Genomic DNA, 14,714 nt, shown 5'->3' on the forward strand with positions numbered 1-14,714 from the left:
GTGCCGCGGGTGGGGGGATATCAGGTGAGGAACATTTCCAGTGCGATGAGGACGATATGGATGCCCTCGCCGAGCAGATCCAAAAAGGACGTCGTGCCCCGCTGCTCCTCCGATTCGGGAGGAGGAAGCTCGACGGGCGGAATGGCATCCGAGCGGGTCTCCGCGGGCTTCAGCTTCCGCCGGAAGGCCTCCGTCCCCAGATGGCTCATCAGGAGCCAGGCGGCCACCTCGGGCGCCACGTCCCGGCGCGAGCCCGCCACCCTCTGCGCTTCCCTCACCGTGCTCTGCACGCACTCCGGATCCAGGATGGACACGGGCGCCTCGCAGCGAGCGCAGGCGGTCAGGTTCGCCAGCCGCACGGGCTCGCCGCAATCCGAGCACAGCAGGGTGTCCACGTGCTTGCGCAGCTCGGTGAGCTCCTGGGGATTCAGGCCCCGGGCGATGCCCTTCTCGCGCAGGAAGTGGAAGAAGGTGATGAAGTGCCCGTGCCTCCGCGCGCAGCGCCAGTAGTGGAAGCGGTTGTTGTGCGCCAGGTCATGCGTCAGCTCCAGCTTCGAGTCGCAGCGCGGGCAGGACACGACCCGATGGCCTCCGAACTGGCGGCGGCGCTCGTTCTGGTGGCCGTGCATCTCCTGGAAGAGCCGCAGGGTGCCACGCGGAGAGAGCAGGAGGCTCTCGTTCCTGTCGAACCACATTCCCCGGCAGCCGTGGCACACGTCCAGCGTGATGTCGTTCCCCTGGGCTCCCTCGAAGGATTTCTCGGCCATCTGCTGCTTGCACTCCGGGCACTTCATCGCACCTCCAACGCGCGACGCATGACGTGGAAGACACTCTGCTTGTTGCCGAACTCGGCGATGACCTGCTTCACGGGCGAGAAGCCCAGGCGCGTCCAGAAGCGCAGGCCCGCCTCGTTGTGATCGGATACCGCCAGGCGCAGGTACGCGGCCTCGCGTTGCCGCAGCCACTGCGTCAGCGCGGAGAGCAGCCCGGCTCCCAGCCCGTGGCCGCGATGGTCCGGCTCCAACACCATCAGGCCCAGGTACCACTCGCGCGGCTCCGGGTAGTCCCGGATGACGTCGAGGCCTCCCACCAGCCGGCCCGCGCCGTCGAAGACGCCCATTCCGAACTTGTCCGCGAGCGTCTTGCCGGGAGGCAGGTCCGAGAGCAGATCGCGAATCATCTGGGAGGGATCTGGCGGCGAGCCGTAGTGCAGCTCGATGTGCTCCAGGCAGCGCTCGCCCAGTTCGCGGATGATCGGCGCGTCTTCCTCCGAGATGCGGTGCACCCGGTACTCCCCGACCGCGAACAGCATGTCTGCCCTTGGATCTGTCGTCCGCCACATTCGGGAGGCAAGCCTAGCAGGAGGCGCGAGCGTCAGCCCACCCGGGCCCGGGGCCTTCGCACCTTGTCGACACCACAGGCCCTGGCATGGCGCGCCAGGGCCTCGTCGAGCGCCGCGTCGTCCAGCTTCACGCCCTTTTTCCTCCACAACTTGTCCACACGCAGCACGCCCTCCCGTACCCGTGCCTCCAGCCGCCCCACGAGCTGGCCCCGGTGCAGGAGCGGACACACGTACCAGCCCCAGCGGCGCTGCTCCTCGGGCTTGTACACCTCCCACACGTACTCGAAGCCGAAGAGCTGATGCACCAGCGCGCGGTCCCACAGCAGGGGATCCAGGGGGCCGAGGATTCGCATCCGATCATCCGGAGCCGTCACGGGCCGTGAGCGGAAACCCGCGGGAGCCAGGTAGCGCCGGGGCGAGCCGGGCAGCGCCACCTCCTCGAGCAGGCCCTCGCGCACCAGGGTGTCCGGCAGCGGCGCGGTGCGTACGGGGGAGAGGGTGGACCAGTGAGGACCGCTCGCGCGGGAGAGCAGGCCCGCGGCCTCCACGCGCTCGGTGAGGGCCCAGCGCGCGAAGCCCTCTTCGCCGGTGTAGCCCGGGTGGGTGCGAGCCACCTCGGGAAGGGCCCGGTGCGGCACGTCGTAGCGTTTGCCTCCGGGGCCCCGGCCGCACACGACGATTTCACAGCGCGTCCACAGCACCTCGAGCGCCATGGAGGTGGCCTTCGCCGTGCCCTTCCACCCGCTCCAGTCGAGGGGCTTCACGGCGCCGTGGTCGGTGAGCTCGGAGGCGGAGAGGGGACCGTGGGCCTCGAGCTCCTCAAGCACGGCACGCAGCACGTGCTCGGGCAGACGCTCGAGGCGAGTGGCGAGGCCCCACCAGGGAGTCTCGAGGGAGCGCTCGCGGTAGTGGGGGAAGGCGCTGGCGGGGAGGATGCAGCGCTCCTTGGCCCAGTGCTCGAAGGCGTGACCGGGGTAGAGGTGGCGGTACACGTCGCCCTTGGAGAGGCCCTCCACGCGAGCGAGCGCCACCAGGTCCGCGTTGGTGCCGATGACGTCGAGCGGATCCAACTGGATGTGGCGCAGGTGGCGCAGCAGCGCGCGCACGCCCTCGGCGCCCGGTGGGTAGGGAGGAGCGGCGAGCCCGAGGTGGCTGACGAGCCAGGCCCGCGCCTCGTCGAGGGGCAATGTCACGGCGGGAGGAAACGTCTTCTTCGGCATGGCGGACGCCGTGGATTACTTGCCGAGCCGCGCGAATTCACACGCCTCGGAGATTTGTTTCGACTGAGGAAAAACACCGCGGGCTCTCTCCGCGATACGTGTAGCCTCGTCCTTTTTCTCCTGCTCGCCGAGCGTCTCGATGAGGCCCGCCCACGCCTCCTCCAATACGTCCAACGCCCTCGTTGAAGCCTCCCGGGAGAGAGCCTCCGCGGCCTGAGGCGAATCGCGCACGGTGTTCATGAAGCGGGCCAGTCCAATGAGCGCAGAGGGTTCCCTGCCCGATGCCTCGACGGCGTCATGGATCATCCGCTCGGCCTCGTCGAAGAAGGCTTCTGGTGGGCGGGAATCTTCTTCTCCCCAGAGCTCGGCCGTGCTCGAAATCAGTAGCGCGGGAGCGAAAGCCGGGCCGTGCGTCCGGATGCTCTCGAGGAGCTGCAACTGCTGGGGGCTTCCCAACTTCAAACTCCTGGCGTCGGCGAGCATCTGCTGCAATTCACGCGGGCTCGGATGCATGATCTCCATGAACCTCTTATTGGGGCACGCGGCTGTTCTCGGCGACGGGCGGGGTACTGTGCTCGAAGTATCTCTACTTTTGCGTCCTGTGGGTGAGCCATGTTCGCTGAGACGGTGTAGAAGTGGGTGAGCTTGCCCCGTGGTGCGCATGGACCGTCGAGGCGCGCAGTGCCCTTCCTGCAAGCAGCATAGCAACGCGCCACACAGTACCTACGGCCGTAGGCCAGCCGACCTGCCCTCCGCGAGATGTGCGGTTCAAAGAGTTTCATCTACTTCCAGTTCTGATTTACCATGCATTGCCGCCACTGCTCGATGGCCTGACGCTGGCGGCGGACAGGCCAGTCTGGCTGGAATCCCACGGTCTGCCCGGAGCGGATGACAAGCTCCAGCCCTGCACGCGCCCGAGCGTCAAAGGGAGTGCGGGAGTGGACTAGTTCCTCGAGACACAAAGACAGGCTGTATGGCTGACCAAGCCGCAGCCGCGATGCTCCTTCCAGACGAGCACGGTGCGCATTCCACCATGCACGCCATGAGGAGGAATCAGTACTCGGCTGCACCACTTGCTGGAATTCAGCCTCATCACCCTCCCGGGACCACTCATCTGGAATCTGGACCGTCTCCGTGAGTCCCGCACCGGTCATGAGCGACAAGGCCTTTGCCGCCGCGTTCTTCACCGCGGGTTTCTCGTGGCCCAAATGATCGAGCAGAAGCGGCACGGCCGTAGGCACCCCGAGCATGCCAAGCGCTTCGAGACTCCCCACCATCGACTCCAGTCGGCCGCACAACTGTCGCAGCAAACCGAAGTCCTGGGCCTCCCCGGCCAAACCGAGGAGCCAGGGCAGCCGCGGTGGGAGGGGGCGATCTGCATGACAGGACTGGCGGCAGGCGTGCAGTGCGCGAGATGATCCGAGCCGCAGCGCCGCGAGGGCCCACACATCCATTTCGTCCGCAGGAGCCTGAGCCATCTTCCGCTCGAGAATGGGGAGGGCGGGCCGGTGCCCCATCTCTGATACAGCGAGCGCCGCGGCGGCGCGGACCTCCAGGTCGACATCATCAAGTAATGGAAGAAGCGGCCCCGCCCCGCTGTCGCGGCGGTGCCCGATGACACGCACGGCGGCAGCCCGCACCGACTCGCGCGGCGAGTCCAGCAAGGCGGCGAGACGCTCGGAGAGCTGCGGGTGTTGCACCAGCATGAGGGCCTGGGTGCAATACGGCAGCAACACCGTATCGAGTTTGGCCATGCGTGCCAGGACTTCCGCGATGCCCTCATCCTCAGGGCCGATGAACACCCGCGCGTAGACACCTGCCGCGAGCTCGTCCCATGCCTCGCCGGCCAATGCCTCTCGCGCGCACGCGAGCGCCGCCTCGCCCCCCACCCGCATCGCCTCCGCATGACGGTGGATGCGAATCTCCAACGACTCGACATCGGGCCACTCCACCTCGGCGTCGTGCAGATAGCGCTGGCGCTGCGCGAGGATGAAGGCCAGTTCCGACGAGTGCTCCTCCTGGAGTCCCTGGAGGAACTCCGAGGCGGACAAGCCATCCATCAACGTGTGAGCCATGGCCATGTGTTAGCATATGCCATCAACCCCATCCTAGCCCGGATTATTCACCAGGGCCTGGCGAGAAGCCGCGAAGGGGCCGTGCGCAGACGCAGGGGGCACGATCTGGCTCGTTGCCCCCATCCGTCAGGTGAGCGGAAGTCAGGTTGGCAAAGAGGCGCGGAACCCGTGGGGTTGGATGCCAGTGACTCGCGCGTAGCACCAGACGCACCGCGGCCGTGTCGGCTAGCAGGGCGTTCTTCAAGTCCTTTATGTAATGCTGGAGGTGTGTGGCGCGTCGCTTGTGATGTGAACCGGAAGAGTGGGGTGAAAGTGGAGGACGGCTGGAGTACAGTGCGTCATGCGGGCGGGCGCTTCCGAGTCGGTCTGAGTCTTGAGCAAACCCAAGCTAAATCAGGGCGTTACGCCCGCAACCGCCCTCCTTCTCCTCTACCCTGGTGAATAATCCGGGCTAGTATCTATCGTCCCCGCATGCCCATCATCGAGAACGCCACCGCTTTCGCGGCCCGGGACTTCCTGTCCATTGACAAGGAGGGCGCGGACACGCTGGTCATCTGCCTCTGTGGCTCGTTCCGCCTTCCTGGGCCTGGAAAGCCAGGACCCGAGGAATTGCCTCTGGCCGATGAGCAACCGGAGCCCATGCCCGAGGACGTGTACTGGGGCGATCCAGGCACCTCCAGCTTGCAGTACGAAGGCCAATCGGCTTACTTCCGGCCTGGCACGGACATCTATGTGAACGGACAGGCCTGGGCGCCACTCGGACGTCCGGTGAAGGAGATGCTGGTGGCGGTCCGGGTGGGTGCCTGCCGCAAGGGTCTCCAGGTATTCGGAGACCGGGTGTGGCGGCGGGGCATCACCGGCTGGCGTTCGTCGTCCCCTGAACCGTTCGAGTCCATGCCGCTACGCTACGAGCGCAGCTTCGGCGGCCCAGCCCCCCGGGAGGGGGATCGCCCTCGTGCATATGAAGAGCGCAACCCACTGGGGCGAGGCTTCCACCCCGAGGGACGAGACGCCGTGGATCAACCACTGCCCAACCTGGAGGAGCCCCTGCGCCTCCTCTCCGCTCCCACGGAGAGGGTGCCGCCCGCGGGCTTCGGGGCCATCGCGCGGGCGTGGCAACCACGCCTGGCATACGGGGGGACCTACGATCAAAAATGGATTGAACAGCGGGCCCCCTTGTGGCCACTCGATTTCGATGTGCGCTTCTTCCAGGCGGCCTCGCCAGGTCTGGTGGCGACTCCCTGGTTGGAAGGAGGAGAGCCGGTGGTCCTGAGCGGACTCTCCCCGGATGGCACGTTCAGCTTCCACCTGTCTCGCCCCCGGCTGGTGGCCAGCGCGGTGTTCCGTGACCGGACCGAGCGCCGGCGCCTGCGCCTGGATGCGGTGCTGCTGGAACCCGACGAGCGGTTGCTCCGGCTGTACTGGCGAGTGGCCTTCCCGGCGGAGCGCAAGTTCGCCAGTCATGAACAGACACTCGTGCGCGAGCTGGAATCATGGGAGGACGGATGAGACCCTCGGACATGGGAAACCAGCCGCTCGCCATCATGAACCTGGGACTGTGCACGCCCCTGGGGCTCACCGCACGGACCACTCAGGCGGAGGTTGCCGCGGGCACCGTCCGCATGTTCCAGACCGATGTGGCGGACATCCGGGGTGAGCCCGTCCGGGCCTCCGTGCTGAAACCGCTGGGAGCAGGGCTGCCTCGCGGAGAGCGCATGGCCACCATGGCGGTCACGGCTCTCGAGGATTGTATGCGGGGCGCTCCACCACCTGGGAAACACCCGCTCCCCGTGGTGCTGGGGCTTCCGGAGCCGGAGGGTTGCGCGCCTCTGGACGGGCAGAAACTGGCCCGGGCGGTGCTGGAAGCGGGCGTGGCCTGGCGCCTCCAGCTCGCGGACGGGGGATTGCTTGCCCTGGGCAGGGCCGCCTTCTTCCAGGCGTTGTGCTGGGCCGGCGAGATGCTGGAGTCCAGGCGCTATCCGTTCGTCCTCGTGGGCGCAGTGGATTCGCTCTGCGACCGTGAATCCCTGCGGATGCTGGCTGCCCGTGGGCGTACGCTCGGAGGTCCCAACCGGGACGGCATCATCCCCGGCGAGGGGGCGGGCTTCGTGCTGCTGGCGAGAGCGGGCGGGTTGGAAACGCGCGCCACCGAGGCACGAGGTCTGGTGTTGGGCTGCGCGCTCGCCAGGGACGAGCGCCACTTCCTGCAATCCCAACCGCCTCTTGGTCACGGGCTGACCGAGGCCTTCCGGCGGCTGCGTGCCCACCCGGTGGCGGGTACCCGGCGCGCGGATTTCTTCCTCTCATGCCAGCCCACGGAGGTGTTCTGGGGCCGGGAGTTCACGCACGCCTACCTGCGCAACGCCAGCCTGCTGCCCGAACCGTTGGCGGGAGAAGCCATCGCCGGGAGCCTGGGCGACCCGGGAGCGGCGGCGGGCGTCATCCAGGTGGGCATGGCTCTGCATGCCCGGGGCGGCTGGGGTGAAGCCCGGCCGGGCCCCTGGCGGACACTGGTGTATGGAAGCTCGGATGGCGGTCATATTGGTGCATGTATGGTGGAGGTGCACGCATGAGTCTCGTCTTCGTCAACGGGCGCATGGCGCTCAACGCGGGGGATGGGCAGACCCAGACATGCCCGGTGCCTGACGTGTGCAAGACGCCCTCGCCGGGAGGCCCGGTGCCGGTACCCTACGTCAACGTGGCGCGGGACTCGGACCTGGCCAAGGGAACCAAGAAGGTGTCGATCGAGGGGCACCCCGTGGCCCTCAGTAACTCCAACCTGAGCACCAGTACGGGAGATGAGGCGGGCACCGCGGGGGGCGGCATCATCTCCGCCAAGACAAAGGGCAAGTTGACGTGGGCCACCTATAGCCCGGACGTGAAGTTCGAGGGCAAGAGCGTCGTCCGCTTCCTCGACATCTGCCTGCACAACGGCAATGCGGTCAACACGGGAGGCAACGCCGCCACCGGCAAGCCCAGCGTCGCTCTGACGTATGGCTCGGACGACAAGTGCCCCATTTGCGGCAACCCGGCGGGGCATGAGCTGAAATCGGACGAGCGCAGCGAAAAGGCGGCCCAGAAACTCTACAAAAGATGCCCTCCGCACAAGCTCGTCCGTGACCAGAAGAAAGGTTACATGGCCGGCGTGCTGCGCTGCCGGCATCCCAAAACTGGGAAAACGGTCTTCCTGCAGTTGCATTCTGGCCCCACTGAAATCAAGAAGTTCATTTTGAAGCCCAAGCCACCTGAGCCCATCGAGTGGAAGAGCCTTGGCGGTCAGAAGATCCACGTAGACCGCAGTCCCGAATTCAAAGGCCCTCCTGCCGGCAGTTGCGCGGCTCAAAAACTCGTTTCCGAGGCCAGGAGATTGGGACTTGAAATCAAATCCATGACGGAGTTCTGGGTGGGCCCTACCAACGAGGAGGGTCGACGTGACGGCCACCACTACGAGTCCTGTCCAACCTGCAAGAAGCTCCTCCCTGCCCTTCTGTGTCCACAGCAGGGCAATGGAACGACAACCGTCGAGCTGAAGACCAACTGACATGTCTACCAAGAGCACAGAGACCAGAATGCAGACAGTGGTTCAAGCCATCACCCAGTATCATCCATCCTTCGCCGACGAAATCCGAGGGTGCGTTCCCGCCGAAATTTCTCAACTCCAAGCGACCGTCGGACGGCCCCTCCCTGCTTCCTACGTCGAGTTCCTGCAGCTCATGGGGCACAGCACCGGGCCGCTGCAACTGTTCCAGGATTCTGACGTCTTCTCCTTCGGACCTGTTCTTGCGTATCACTCCAATAAAAACATACCGCGCCCGCCAGAGCGGTATGTGCTGTTCGGTCTCGCGGAAGATGATCCCTATTTCGATTTCTACCTGGATTGCGGCGGCCTGGAACCCCAGGTTGTCCGGTTTCCGACGCCAGAGACCGCTGAGGAGTTTCCCAAGATCATCAGCCAGTTGGACTGGTTGGCTTCTTCTCTCTACGAATTCGTTTTCTCCAAGGCCTTCTTCCGCTTCCACGTTTCGCGTTTTCCGCAGAGGGGTTCTCTTGCCGAGAACCCTGAGGCTCGCATCAAGCTCGAACAGGAACAAGCTGAGTTGCCGCTAAAGAGACTGGGTTTCACGCGGCATCCGCAGTCGAGCGCTGCCGTGGCGTACTACGAACGTCCAACTTGCACAGTTGTACTCAGCCGAAGCCGCCTCACGAGCTCACCTTTACTATTTTCCCTTGCTGCCTACGATCGGCGAGAGTTGCTCAAGGTCTCGGATGTCCTAGCGCAGCAACTCCACCTCATCGTACCTGGGTAACTTCGAAATTCACGTCTCCATCGTCGGTGCCTACACCACAGGAGAGCAGCTTGAGTGCCCCCCAGACAAACAGCATGGAGCAGTTGATCTCCGCTATCGAGCGGTATCACCCCTCCTTCCGCAGCGAAATCGAAGGATGCTCCCCAGAGGAAATCGAGAGACTCCAGGCGCTCGTGGGTCAACCTCTGCCCGTGCCCTATGTCGACTTCCTCCGCGTCATGGGCCGCCGGATGAGCGGGCTGTCCTTCCAGGACGGAGACTTCCGCATCGAAACCCTCATCCGGTACTACTCCAGTGAGGAATCCGATCGCGACAGACCTCCCGCCATCGGCATCTCCCGTTACGGGCCTTACGGTAACAGCCGCGAGACTTACGAGAGGCCCATCGAAATGGACCAGGACGAGGACTCGGGTGAATTCGTGCTCGCTGCCTACCCTCCGGCAGAGCGTCCGCACGAATTCCCCGAGTCCATCCGTGTCTTCGACCTCGTAGACCCCACCCTCTACGAGGCGCTTTTCGCCAAGGCTTATCTGCAGTACCGCTGGCCCCAGTTCAAATACCAGCGGACCCTCTTCTTCGAGGCGCACTCTCCTGAGGAAATCGCAAAGGGCTCCGCCATCCTCGAAGGGTTCGGATTCGAGCGGCACCCCGAGTCAACCGTCGTCGTGCGCTACTTCGATCGGCAGGACGCCACCGCCATCATCAGCCCCAACCCGGGTGAGCCCGTGCGCCTCTCCCTCGCGGCACATGATGCGATGCAACTGCACCATCTGGCGGATGAGCTCAGTAGACGATTGCCACCTGTTCGTGCCTCGAAATAAAACTTCTCACATCCGGAGGAGAAGGGAGCGAAGGGGAATGGTTGAGACGTCGACCGGAGCGCCGCGATTGCCTGGGTGCCGGATGGGGCGTGGCCATGTCGACGACGCATCGTGACATCGTCGACAGAGCGGTCGTGACCTCAGGCATTTTAAGTCAGGAGATCATTCATTCCTCGGGGAATGTTAGTCTGTCATCCCTGCCCGGACCGGCGCAGTGCGTCCACGATGAACGTCTTGAGCGCCCGGGCCGCCGCCGTGAGGTACTCCTCGCCCCGGTGCACCAGGGCCACCTGGCGTCTCGGCCCTCCCTTCTTCACCTCCACCACGTCGAACTCCCGCGAGGCGTGGTCTCGCGTCATCAGTGCCGGCAGCAGCGCCACTCCCAGTCCCCGCTCCACCATCCGTCTCAACCCCTCGGCGCTGTCCATCTCCACCGCCACCCGGGGCTTCACGCCCTTTCCCTCACACGCCGCCTCCAGCGCGTACGTGCCCGACATGCCCGGAATCACCACCAGCGGCTCCTCCACCACCTCCGTCAGCTCCACGGGCCGCTTCAGCCTCGCCAGCCGGTGTCCTCGCGGTACCGCCAGCACCAGCTCCTCCTCCCACAACTTCTGCGCCATCAGGTCCACCCGTCTCAACGGCAGGTTCACGATGCATAGATCCAACTCGCCGCTCGCTACCCTCCCCTCCAGCTCGTCGTGCTGACCCTCGCTCAGTCGTGGCAGGACCTCCGGGTAGCGGCCCTTGAAGGCCCGCACCAGCTCCGGCAGCAGGTATGTCCCCACCGATTGCAGCGCCCCCAGTGACACCGTTCCCCGGGGCGTCGACGTCAGCGCTCCGAGCTCCGCCGTCCCCACCGACAGCGCCTCCAGCGCTCGTCTCGCGTGCGGCAGGAAGCGCTCCCCCGCGTCCGTCAGCACCACCCCGCCCGGCGCCCGGACGAGCAGGCGCACCCCCAGCTCCGTCTCCAACGCCTGCAGCTGTCTCGACAGCCCCGGCTGCGATACCCCCAGCTGCTTCGCCGCCACCGTCAGGCGTCCCTCCCGTGCCACCTGCACGAAGGCCTTGAGCTGTTCCGTGTTCATGCGATCTCCGCATGGACTCTATGCACAGGATGCGGTTTCCGCATGCCTCCCGGCTCGCTATCCATGGGCCCATGGATGCGAGTCTTTCCGAGGTTCAGCCAGCCGCCCGCCCCGGTCTGGCCCGGCGCATGGCCACCGCCGCGGTGCTGCTCGGCCTCGTGGTCTCCGCCTTCGAGACCACCGTCGTCACCAGCGCCATGCCCACCCTCACCCGGGAGCTCGGCGGCCAGCACCTCTACTCGTGGGTCTTCTCCGCCTACCTCTTCGCCTCCACCGTCGGCGTGCTCCTCTTCGGCAAGCTCGCCGACAACCTCGGCCGCAAGCCCGTCTTCTCCCTCGGCATGGGCCTGTTCCTCCTCGGCTCCGTGCTCTGTGGGGTGGCGCAATCCGTCCCCGCCCTCATCGCCTTCCGCGTCATCCAGGGGCTCGGCGCCGGTGCGCTCCAGCCCACCACCATGACCATCAGCGCCGACATCTACACGCTGCGTGAACGCGCCGCCGTCCAGGGCGTCTTCACCGGAGCCTGGGGCGCCGCCAACGTCGTCGGCCCCCTCATCGGCGGCTGGCTCGTCATGCACGCCTCCTGGCGCTGGGCCTTCCTCGTCAATGTGCCCGTCGGCCTGCTCGCGCTCGCGATGCTCCATGCCTCCTACCGCGACCCCGAGCGCCGCTCCTCCCGCGTCGACGTCTGGGGGCCCGCCCTCACCGGCGTCTCGCTCGGCCTGCTCCTCTTCGCCCTCGAGCACGGGGGCTCCAGCGGCCCGCGCCTCTCCTTCGCCGTCGCCGCCTTCGTGGGGCTCGTCGCCGTCGCGCGGCAGCAGCGCACCTCGCCCTCTCCGCTCGTTCCCCTGGAGCTCCTGCGCGATCGCACCGTCCTCGCCGGGTTGTTCGGCAACCTGCTCGGCGGTGGGCTCCTCTACTCCTCCACCGCCTTCGTTCCCCTGTGGATGACCGAACGCGGAGGGTACACCCCCCTCATGGCGGGGCTCGCCCTGGTGCCGCTGCTGGCCGGGTGGGCTTGTGGTTCCACCTTTGGCGTCCGCGTCTTCATGCGTGGCGGCCTCCGAGCCAGCGCCGGAGGCGGCTTCGTCATCGCCCTGCTCGGTGCCTCGCTCTTCGCGCTCGGCGTCGCGCACGGCTGGGGGTCCATCGCCATCTTCGCCAGCCTCGGCCTGCTGGGGCTCGGGCTCGGGCCGGCGGTCTCCACGTCCCTCATCGGCCCCCAGACGCGCGCCCCCTGGCACCACCGCGGGATGATCACCAGCACCCTCTACGCCTGCCGCATGCTCGGAGGCTCCTTCACCATCGCCGCCGTGGACCTCGTGCGGGGAGGGTTCTCCTGGCGCTTCGCCCTCATCGCCGGCCTCGCCGGAACGGGTGCCCTGGTGCTCTCCACCCTCGCCCCCGGCCGCGTCGTCACCGAGGCGGGCACCGCCGCCTCATGAGCCCCCGCCCGCTCCCCCTCCTTCCTCCCGGGCGACGCTTCCTGGATGATGGGTTTCTTCGCACCCGGGCGCCGGACGCGCCATGATGCGCCGCCATGGGAAGTACGAGGCATTCATGGAAGCGGCTCGGGGCCCCCCTGGCGTTCCTGTTGGGGACGCTCGTCACGGGCTCGGCCGCGCGCGCCCAGGAGGCGAGCACTCCGGACACCCCCGCCGCCGACGCCAGCCAGGTCCAGGCCACCCCGGCCGCGGCTCCGGAAGTGGAGATCACCCACTGTGGTGACAAGCAGGTCGGCACGGGCGAGGGCCAGCTGCGACCGCTCGGGCATGGTTTCTACGCCGATGGGAATCGGGTGCGGCGCGGGTGCACGCTGCTCCTGCAGAGGCCCCTGAAGAACCGCCCGCCGCTGCCCTTCGCGCCGGAATCCTTCAACCCTCTCGGGTGCGGCTTCTTCCGGTATGCGACCAGCATCTATTGGAGTCAGGCCCTGAGCGACGAGGACCACGTGAGCGAGACCGATGGCCAGCGCGCCGACGTGCTCACGCGCCTGGACCTCGCCGACGCGGGGACCTTCGAGGTCGATGCCGACTGCCGGCCCCGCGATGCGCGCTTCTTCTATCTCAACAACACCTCCCGCCCCGAGCTCCCCGCCTTCGTCGCCGTCCCGCGCGGGGATGGGCAGGGGTACGAGGAGCTCGGGTGCGGCTTCGTCCGCTACGAGGGCCGCGTCTTCTTCGGCGCGCGGATCGTCGAGGGAGTCCACGCGCCCTCGTTCACCTCGGTGTTGGGCCGCCTGCCCTATCTGGAGTGCGGCGCCGGCATGTATGGGAAGGACAGGGCCAAGGTGTGGTGGCAGCACCAGCTGGTGCGAGGGGCCCGGGCGAAGATGTTCCGCGTCCCCAAGGACGAGAACCCCGAGTTCCGCGTGTCCTGCAATGGGCGTCGCTCGTTCCAGCTCGCCGTGCTGGACAAGAAGCCGAACCCGCTCTGCCTCGGGGCCAGGAAGCCCGTGAAGAAGCGCAAGTAGACCGCTTCGAGCAGGGGCGCCGGCTCATTCCTCCACGAGTCGTCCTCGTCCTGTGTCTGGTGTTGCCGTTCCTGGTCCGAGCGGCTCCGCATGAAGGCGGAGCTCGCCCTCCGGCGCTGGACGCGGTGTGGGTAGGCCGTGAGCTCGAGCTCACCTTCAAGCGCCTCCCGCCGGAGCCGGCCCTGAGGCTTTTCTCCGTGGAGGAGGCGCGAGCATTCGTGGCGTTTCTGGAAGAGGCGTTCCAGGCGCCGCGCTCAGGGTCGGATCATCAGGCAAGACTCCCGGCGTGTGTGGTGACAGCGACGAGCACCACGCGCTGTCCGCCGGTGAAGACGCAGCCCTCGGAGTTGGAGAGACGGGTGCGTGCGGGCCAGGAGGAGATCTTCGGCGCTTCCTCGATGCCACTGTCCTCCTCCCTGGAGGACAGCCGGTGGTTCCAGGCACTCGAGTTCTCGCCCCGGTACATGGATGAAGGGGTGCGCGAGGCGGCCATGGAACTGCTCGGCTCGCCCACGGTTGCGTACTCCGTGGCCTTTTCCATGTTGCTCTACATGACCGCGTGGGCCGTGCCCGAGCCCGTCTTCTCCAAGGCGTTCGCTGCGGCGGTCACCCTCGGGCTGTTGATGACCTACACCGCGACGGAGCTCTACACCGTGGGGATGGCCTGCCTGACGCTGTACCGGGAGGCGGAAGCCGCGAGAACCCGGGAGCAGTTGGAGGCGGTGGCCAGGCGGTTCGGGAAGGCACTGGGGGGAGTCGGGCTGCGGGTACTGGTGACGGTGGCGGGAGCGAAGCTGGCGAGAGGGTTGCCGCAAGTGCCCCCAGGGGGAATGTGGGCGCGCCTCTCTCCTCCACGCTTCGCTTTCGCGGGTGGCCGCGTTCGGGGGGGTCTCGAGGTCCGGACGGGAGCACGTGCCCAGGTGAGCGTGGCGAACGGGACGGTGGTGCTCATGGGCGTGTCCGTGAATACGACGGCCGCCGCGGCCTCCTCGGCGGTGGCTGCTTCTCGGGTGACGGGAGCCTGCCGGGACGGGTCGAACAAGGGCGATGCCAGGAGTCATCACATCGCCACCAACAAGAACGACATCGCCGAAGTCAGAGGCGGCCCCTGGACCCCTGCTTTCGAGCGGCTCTTCAAAAAGGCGGGCATGAGCCTTGATGATCCCGCGAATATCGTCCATCTCGTGGGTCACCAGGGTCCGCACCCCGAGGAATACCACCAGGCGGTCTATGACCGTCTGTACGATGCGGTTGCATCCTGCCAGACCCGGAGCGAGTGCAAACACAAGCTCATCAAGGCGCTCGATGAAATCGCAGGTGACATCTGCGAGCCGGGATCGAGGCTCAACACGCTTCTCACGAAAAAGCCATGAAACCTCGAACCAGAT

At 66.5% G+C, this 14,714-nt stretch carries 14 protein-coding genes; 8 read left to right on the forward strand and 6 right to left on the reverse strand.

Going from position 1 to position 14,714, the window contains the following annotated elements; all coding sequences use genetic code 11:
- Nucleotides 1–20: 20 nt before the first annotated feature.
- The 5 genes from JQX13_RS14055 to JQX13_RS14075 form a co-directional block, all read right to left on the reverse strand.
- Nucleotides 21–794: a zf-TFIIB domain-containing protein gene (locus tag JQX13_RS14055; RefSeq protein WP_203409528.1), complete on the reverse strand. Its 774-nt coding sequence runs from the start codon at nt 792–794 to the stop codon at nt 21–23.
- Entirely contained in the window at nt 791–1,312 is a 522-nt protein-coding gene (locus JQX13_RS14060) for a GNAT family N-acetyltransferase (RefSeq protein ID WP_203409529.1), read from the reverse strand. The genes JQX13_RS14055 and JQX13_RS14060 overlap by 4 nt, the downstream gene beginning before the upstream one ends.
- 62 nt (nt 1,313–1,374) lie before the next feature.
- Nucleotides 1,375–2,562 (reverse strand): winged helix-turn-helix domain-containing protein, encoded by a 1,188-nt coding sequence (locus tag JQX13_RS14065; protein ID WP_203409530.1) that lies wholly within the window; start codon nt 2,560–2,562, stop codon nt 1,375–1,377.
- Nucleotides 2,563–2,577: 15 nt separating this feature from the next.
- Nucleotides 2,578–3,084 carry a tetratricopeptide repeat protein gene (locus JQX13_RS14070; protein ID WP_239014742.1) on the reverse strand — a complete coding sequence of 169 codons (507 nt, stop codon included), beginning with the start codon at nt 3,082–3,084 and terminating at the stop codon, nt 2,578–2,580.
- Between the two features lie 260 nt (nt 3,085–3,344).
- On the reverse strand, nt 3,345–4,643 hold the full coding sequence (locus tag JQX13_RS14075; RefSeq protein ID WP_203409531.1) for a HEAT repeat domain-containing protein: 1,299 nt from the start codon (nt 4,641–4,643) through the stop codon (nt 3,345–3,347).
- Nucleotides 4,644–5,108: 465 nt separating this feature from the next.
- Between JQX13_RS14075 and JQX13_RS14080 the strand changes: the two genes are divergently transcribed.
- The 5 genes from JQX13_RS14080 to JQX13_RS14100 all read left to right on the forward strand — a co-directional run bounded on the left by JQX13_RS14080 (nt 5,109) and on the right by JQX13_RS14100 (nt 9,765).
- Nucleotides 5,109–6,146, forward strand: a complete 1,038-nt coding sequence (locus JQX13_RS14080) for a DUF2169 family type VI secretion system accessory protein (RefSeq protein WP_203409532.1) — start codon at nt 5,109–5,111, stop codon at nt 6,144–6,146.
- A complete protein-coding gene (locus tag JQX13_RS14085; protein ID WP_203409533.1) occupies nt 6,143–7,210 on the forward strand; it encodes a 3-oxoacyl-ACP synthase in 1,068 nt (355 codons plus the stop codon). Before JQX13_RS14080 ends, JQX13_RS14085 begins: the two co-directional genes overlap by 4 nt.
- Entirely contained in the window at nt 7,207–8,178 is a 972-nt protein-coding gene (locus JQX13_RS14090; RefSeq protein WP_203409534.1) for a DUF4150 domain-containing protein, read from the forward strand. Before JQX13_RS14085 ends, JQX13_RS14090 begins: the two co-directional genes overlap by 4 nt.
- 1 nt (nt 8,179) lies before the next feature.
- Nucleotides 8,180–8,944, forward strand: a complete 765-nt coding sequence (locus tag JQX13_RS14095) for an SMI1/KNR4 family protein (RefSeq protein WP_203409535.1) — start codon at nt 8,180–8,182, stop codon at nt 8,942–8,944.
- A gap of 173 nt (nt 8,945–9,117) precedes the next feature.
- Nucleotides 9,118–9,765, forward strand: coding sequence for a hypothetical protein (locus tag JQX13_RS14100; RefSeq protein WP_203409536.1), 648 nt, complete (start codon nt 9,118–9,120; stop codon nt 9,763–9,765).
- 191 nt (nt 9,766–9,956) lie between these two features.
- Here the strand turns inward: JQX13_RS14100 and JQX13_RS14105 are convergent, their stop codons facing one another.
- Nucleotides 9,957–10,853, reverse strand: coding sequence for a LysR family transcriptional regulator (locus JQX13_RS14105; protein WP_203409537.1), 897 nt, complete (start codon nt 10,851–10,853; stop codon nt 9,957–9,959).
- 71 nt (nt 10,854–10,924) lie between these two features.
- On the opposite strand from JQX13_RS14105, the gene JQX13_RS14110 reads away from it, so the two are divergent.
- The 3 genes from JQX13_RS14110 to JQX13_RS14120 all read left to right on the forward strand — a co-directional run bounded on the left by JQX13_RS14110 (nt 10,925) and on the right by JQX13_RS14120 (nt 14,699).
- Nucleotides 10,925–12,298, forward strand: a complete 1,374-nt coding sequence (locus tag JQX13_RS14110) for an MFS transporter (protein WP_203409538.1) — start codon at nt 10,925–10,927, stop codon at nt 12,296–12,298.
- A 95-nt stretch (nt 12,299–12,393) separates the two neighbouring features.
- Entirely contained in the window at nt 12,394–13,326 is a 933-nt protein-coding gene (locus JQX13_RS14115) for a hypothetical protein (RefSeq protein WP_203409539.1), read from the forward strand.
- Between the two features lie 26 nt (nt 13,327–13,352).
- Nucleotides 13,353–14,699, forward strand: a complete 1,347-nt coding sequence (locus tag JQX13_RS14120) for an AHH domain-containing protein (protein ID WP_203412020.1) — start codon at nt 13,353–13,355, stop codon at nt 14,697–14,699.
- The last annotated feature ends 15 nt before the right edge of the window (nt 14,700–14,714 follow it).

Source organism: Archangium violaceum, from assembly GCF_016859125.1.
GTDB classification, from domain to species: Bacteria; Myxococcota; Myxococcia; order Myxococcales; family Myxococcaceae; genus Archangium; species Archangium violaceum_A.

Excerpts from the sequence above, each read along its gene's own strand:
- JQX13_RS14070 (WP_239014742.1), bottom strand. The coding sequence starts at position 3,084 with ATGGAGATCATGCATCCGAGCCCGCGTGAATTGCAGCAGATGCTCGCC.
- JQX13_RS14065 (WP_203409530.1), bottom strand. The coding sequence starts at position 2,562 with ATGCCGAAGAAGACGTTTCCTCCCGCCGTGACATTGCCCCTCGACGAG.
- JQX13_RS14080 (WP_203409532.1), top strand. The coding sequence starts at position 5,109 with ATGCCCATCATCGAGAACGCCACCGCTTTCGCGGCCCGGGACTTCCTG.
- JQX13_RS14090 (WP_203409534.1), top strand. The coding sequence starts at position 7,207 with ATGAGTCTCGTCTTCGTCAACGGGCGCATGGCGCTCAACGCGGGGGAT.
- JQX13_RS14085 (WP_203409533.1), top strand. The coding sequence starts at position 6,143 with ATGAGACCCTCGGACATGGGAAACCAGCCGCTCGCCATCATGAACCTG.
- JQX13_RS14115 (WP_203409539.1), top strand. The coding sequence starts at position 12,394 with ATGGGAAGTACGAGGCATTCATGGAAGCGGCTCGGGGCCCCCCTGGCG.
- JQX13_RS14095 (WP_203409535.1), top strand. The coding sequence starts at position 8,180 with ATGTCTACCAAGAGCACAGAGACCAGAATGCAGACAGTGGTTCAAGCC.
- JQX13_RS14105 (WP_203409537.1), bottom strand. The coding sequence starts at position 10,853 with ATGAACACGGAACAGCTCAAGGCCTTCGTGCAGGTGGCACGGGAGGGA.
- JQX13_RS14110 (WP_203409538.1), top strand. The coding sequence starts at position 10,925 with ATGGATGCGAGTCTTTCCGAGGTTCAGCCAGCCGCCCGCCCCGGTCTG.
- JQX13_RS14055 (WP_203409528.1), bottom strand. The coding sequence starts at position 794 with ATGAAGTGCCCGGAGTGCAAGCAGCAGATGGCCGAGAAATCCTTCGAG.
- JQX13_RS14075 (WP_203409531.1), bottom strand. The coding sequence starts at position 4,643 with ATGGCCATGGCTCACACGTTGATGGATGGCTTGTCCGCCTCGGAGTTC.
- JQX13_RS14060 (WP_203409529.1), bottom strand. The coding sequence starts at position 1,312 with ATGCTGTTCGCGGTCGGGGAGTACCGGGTGCACCGCATCTCGGAGGAA.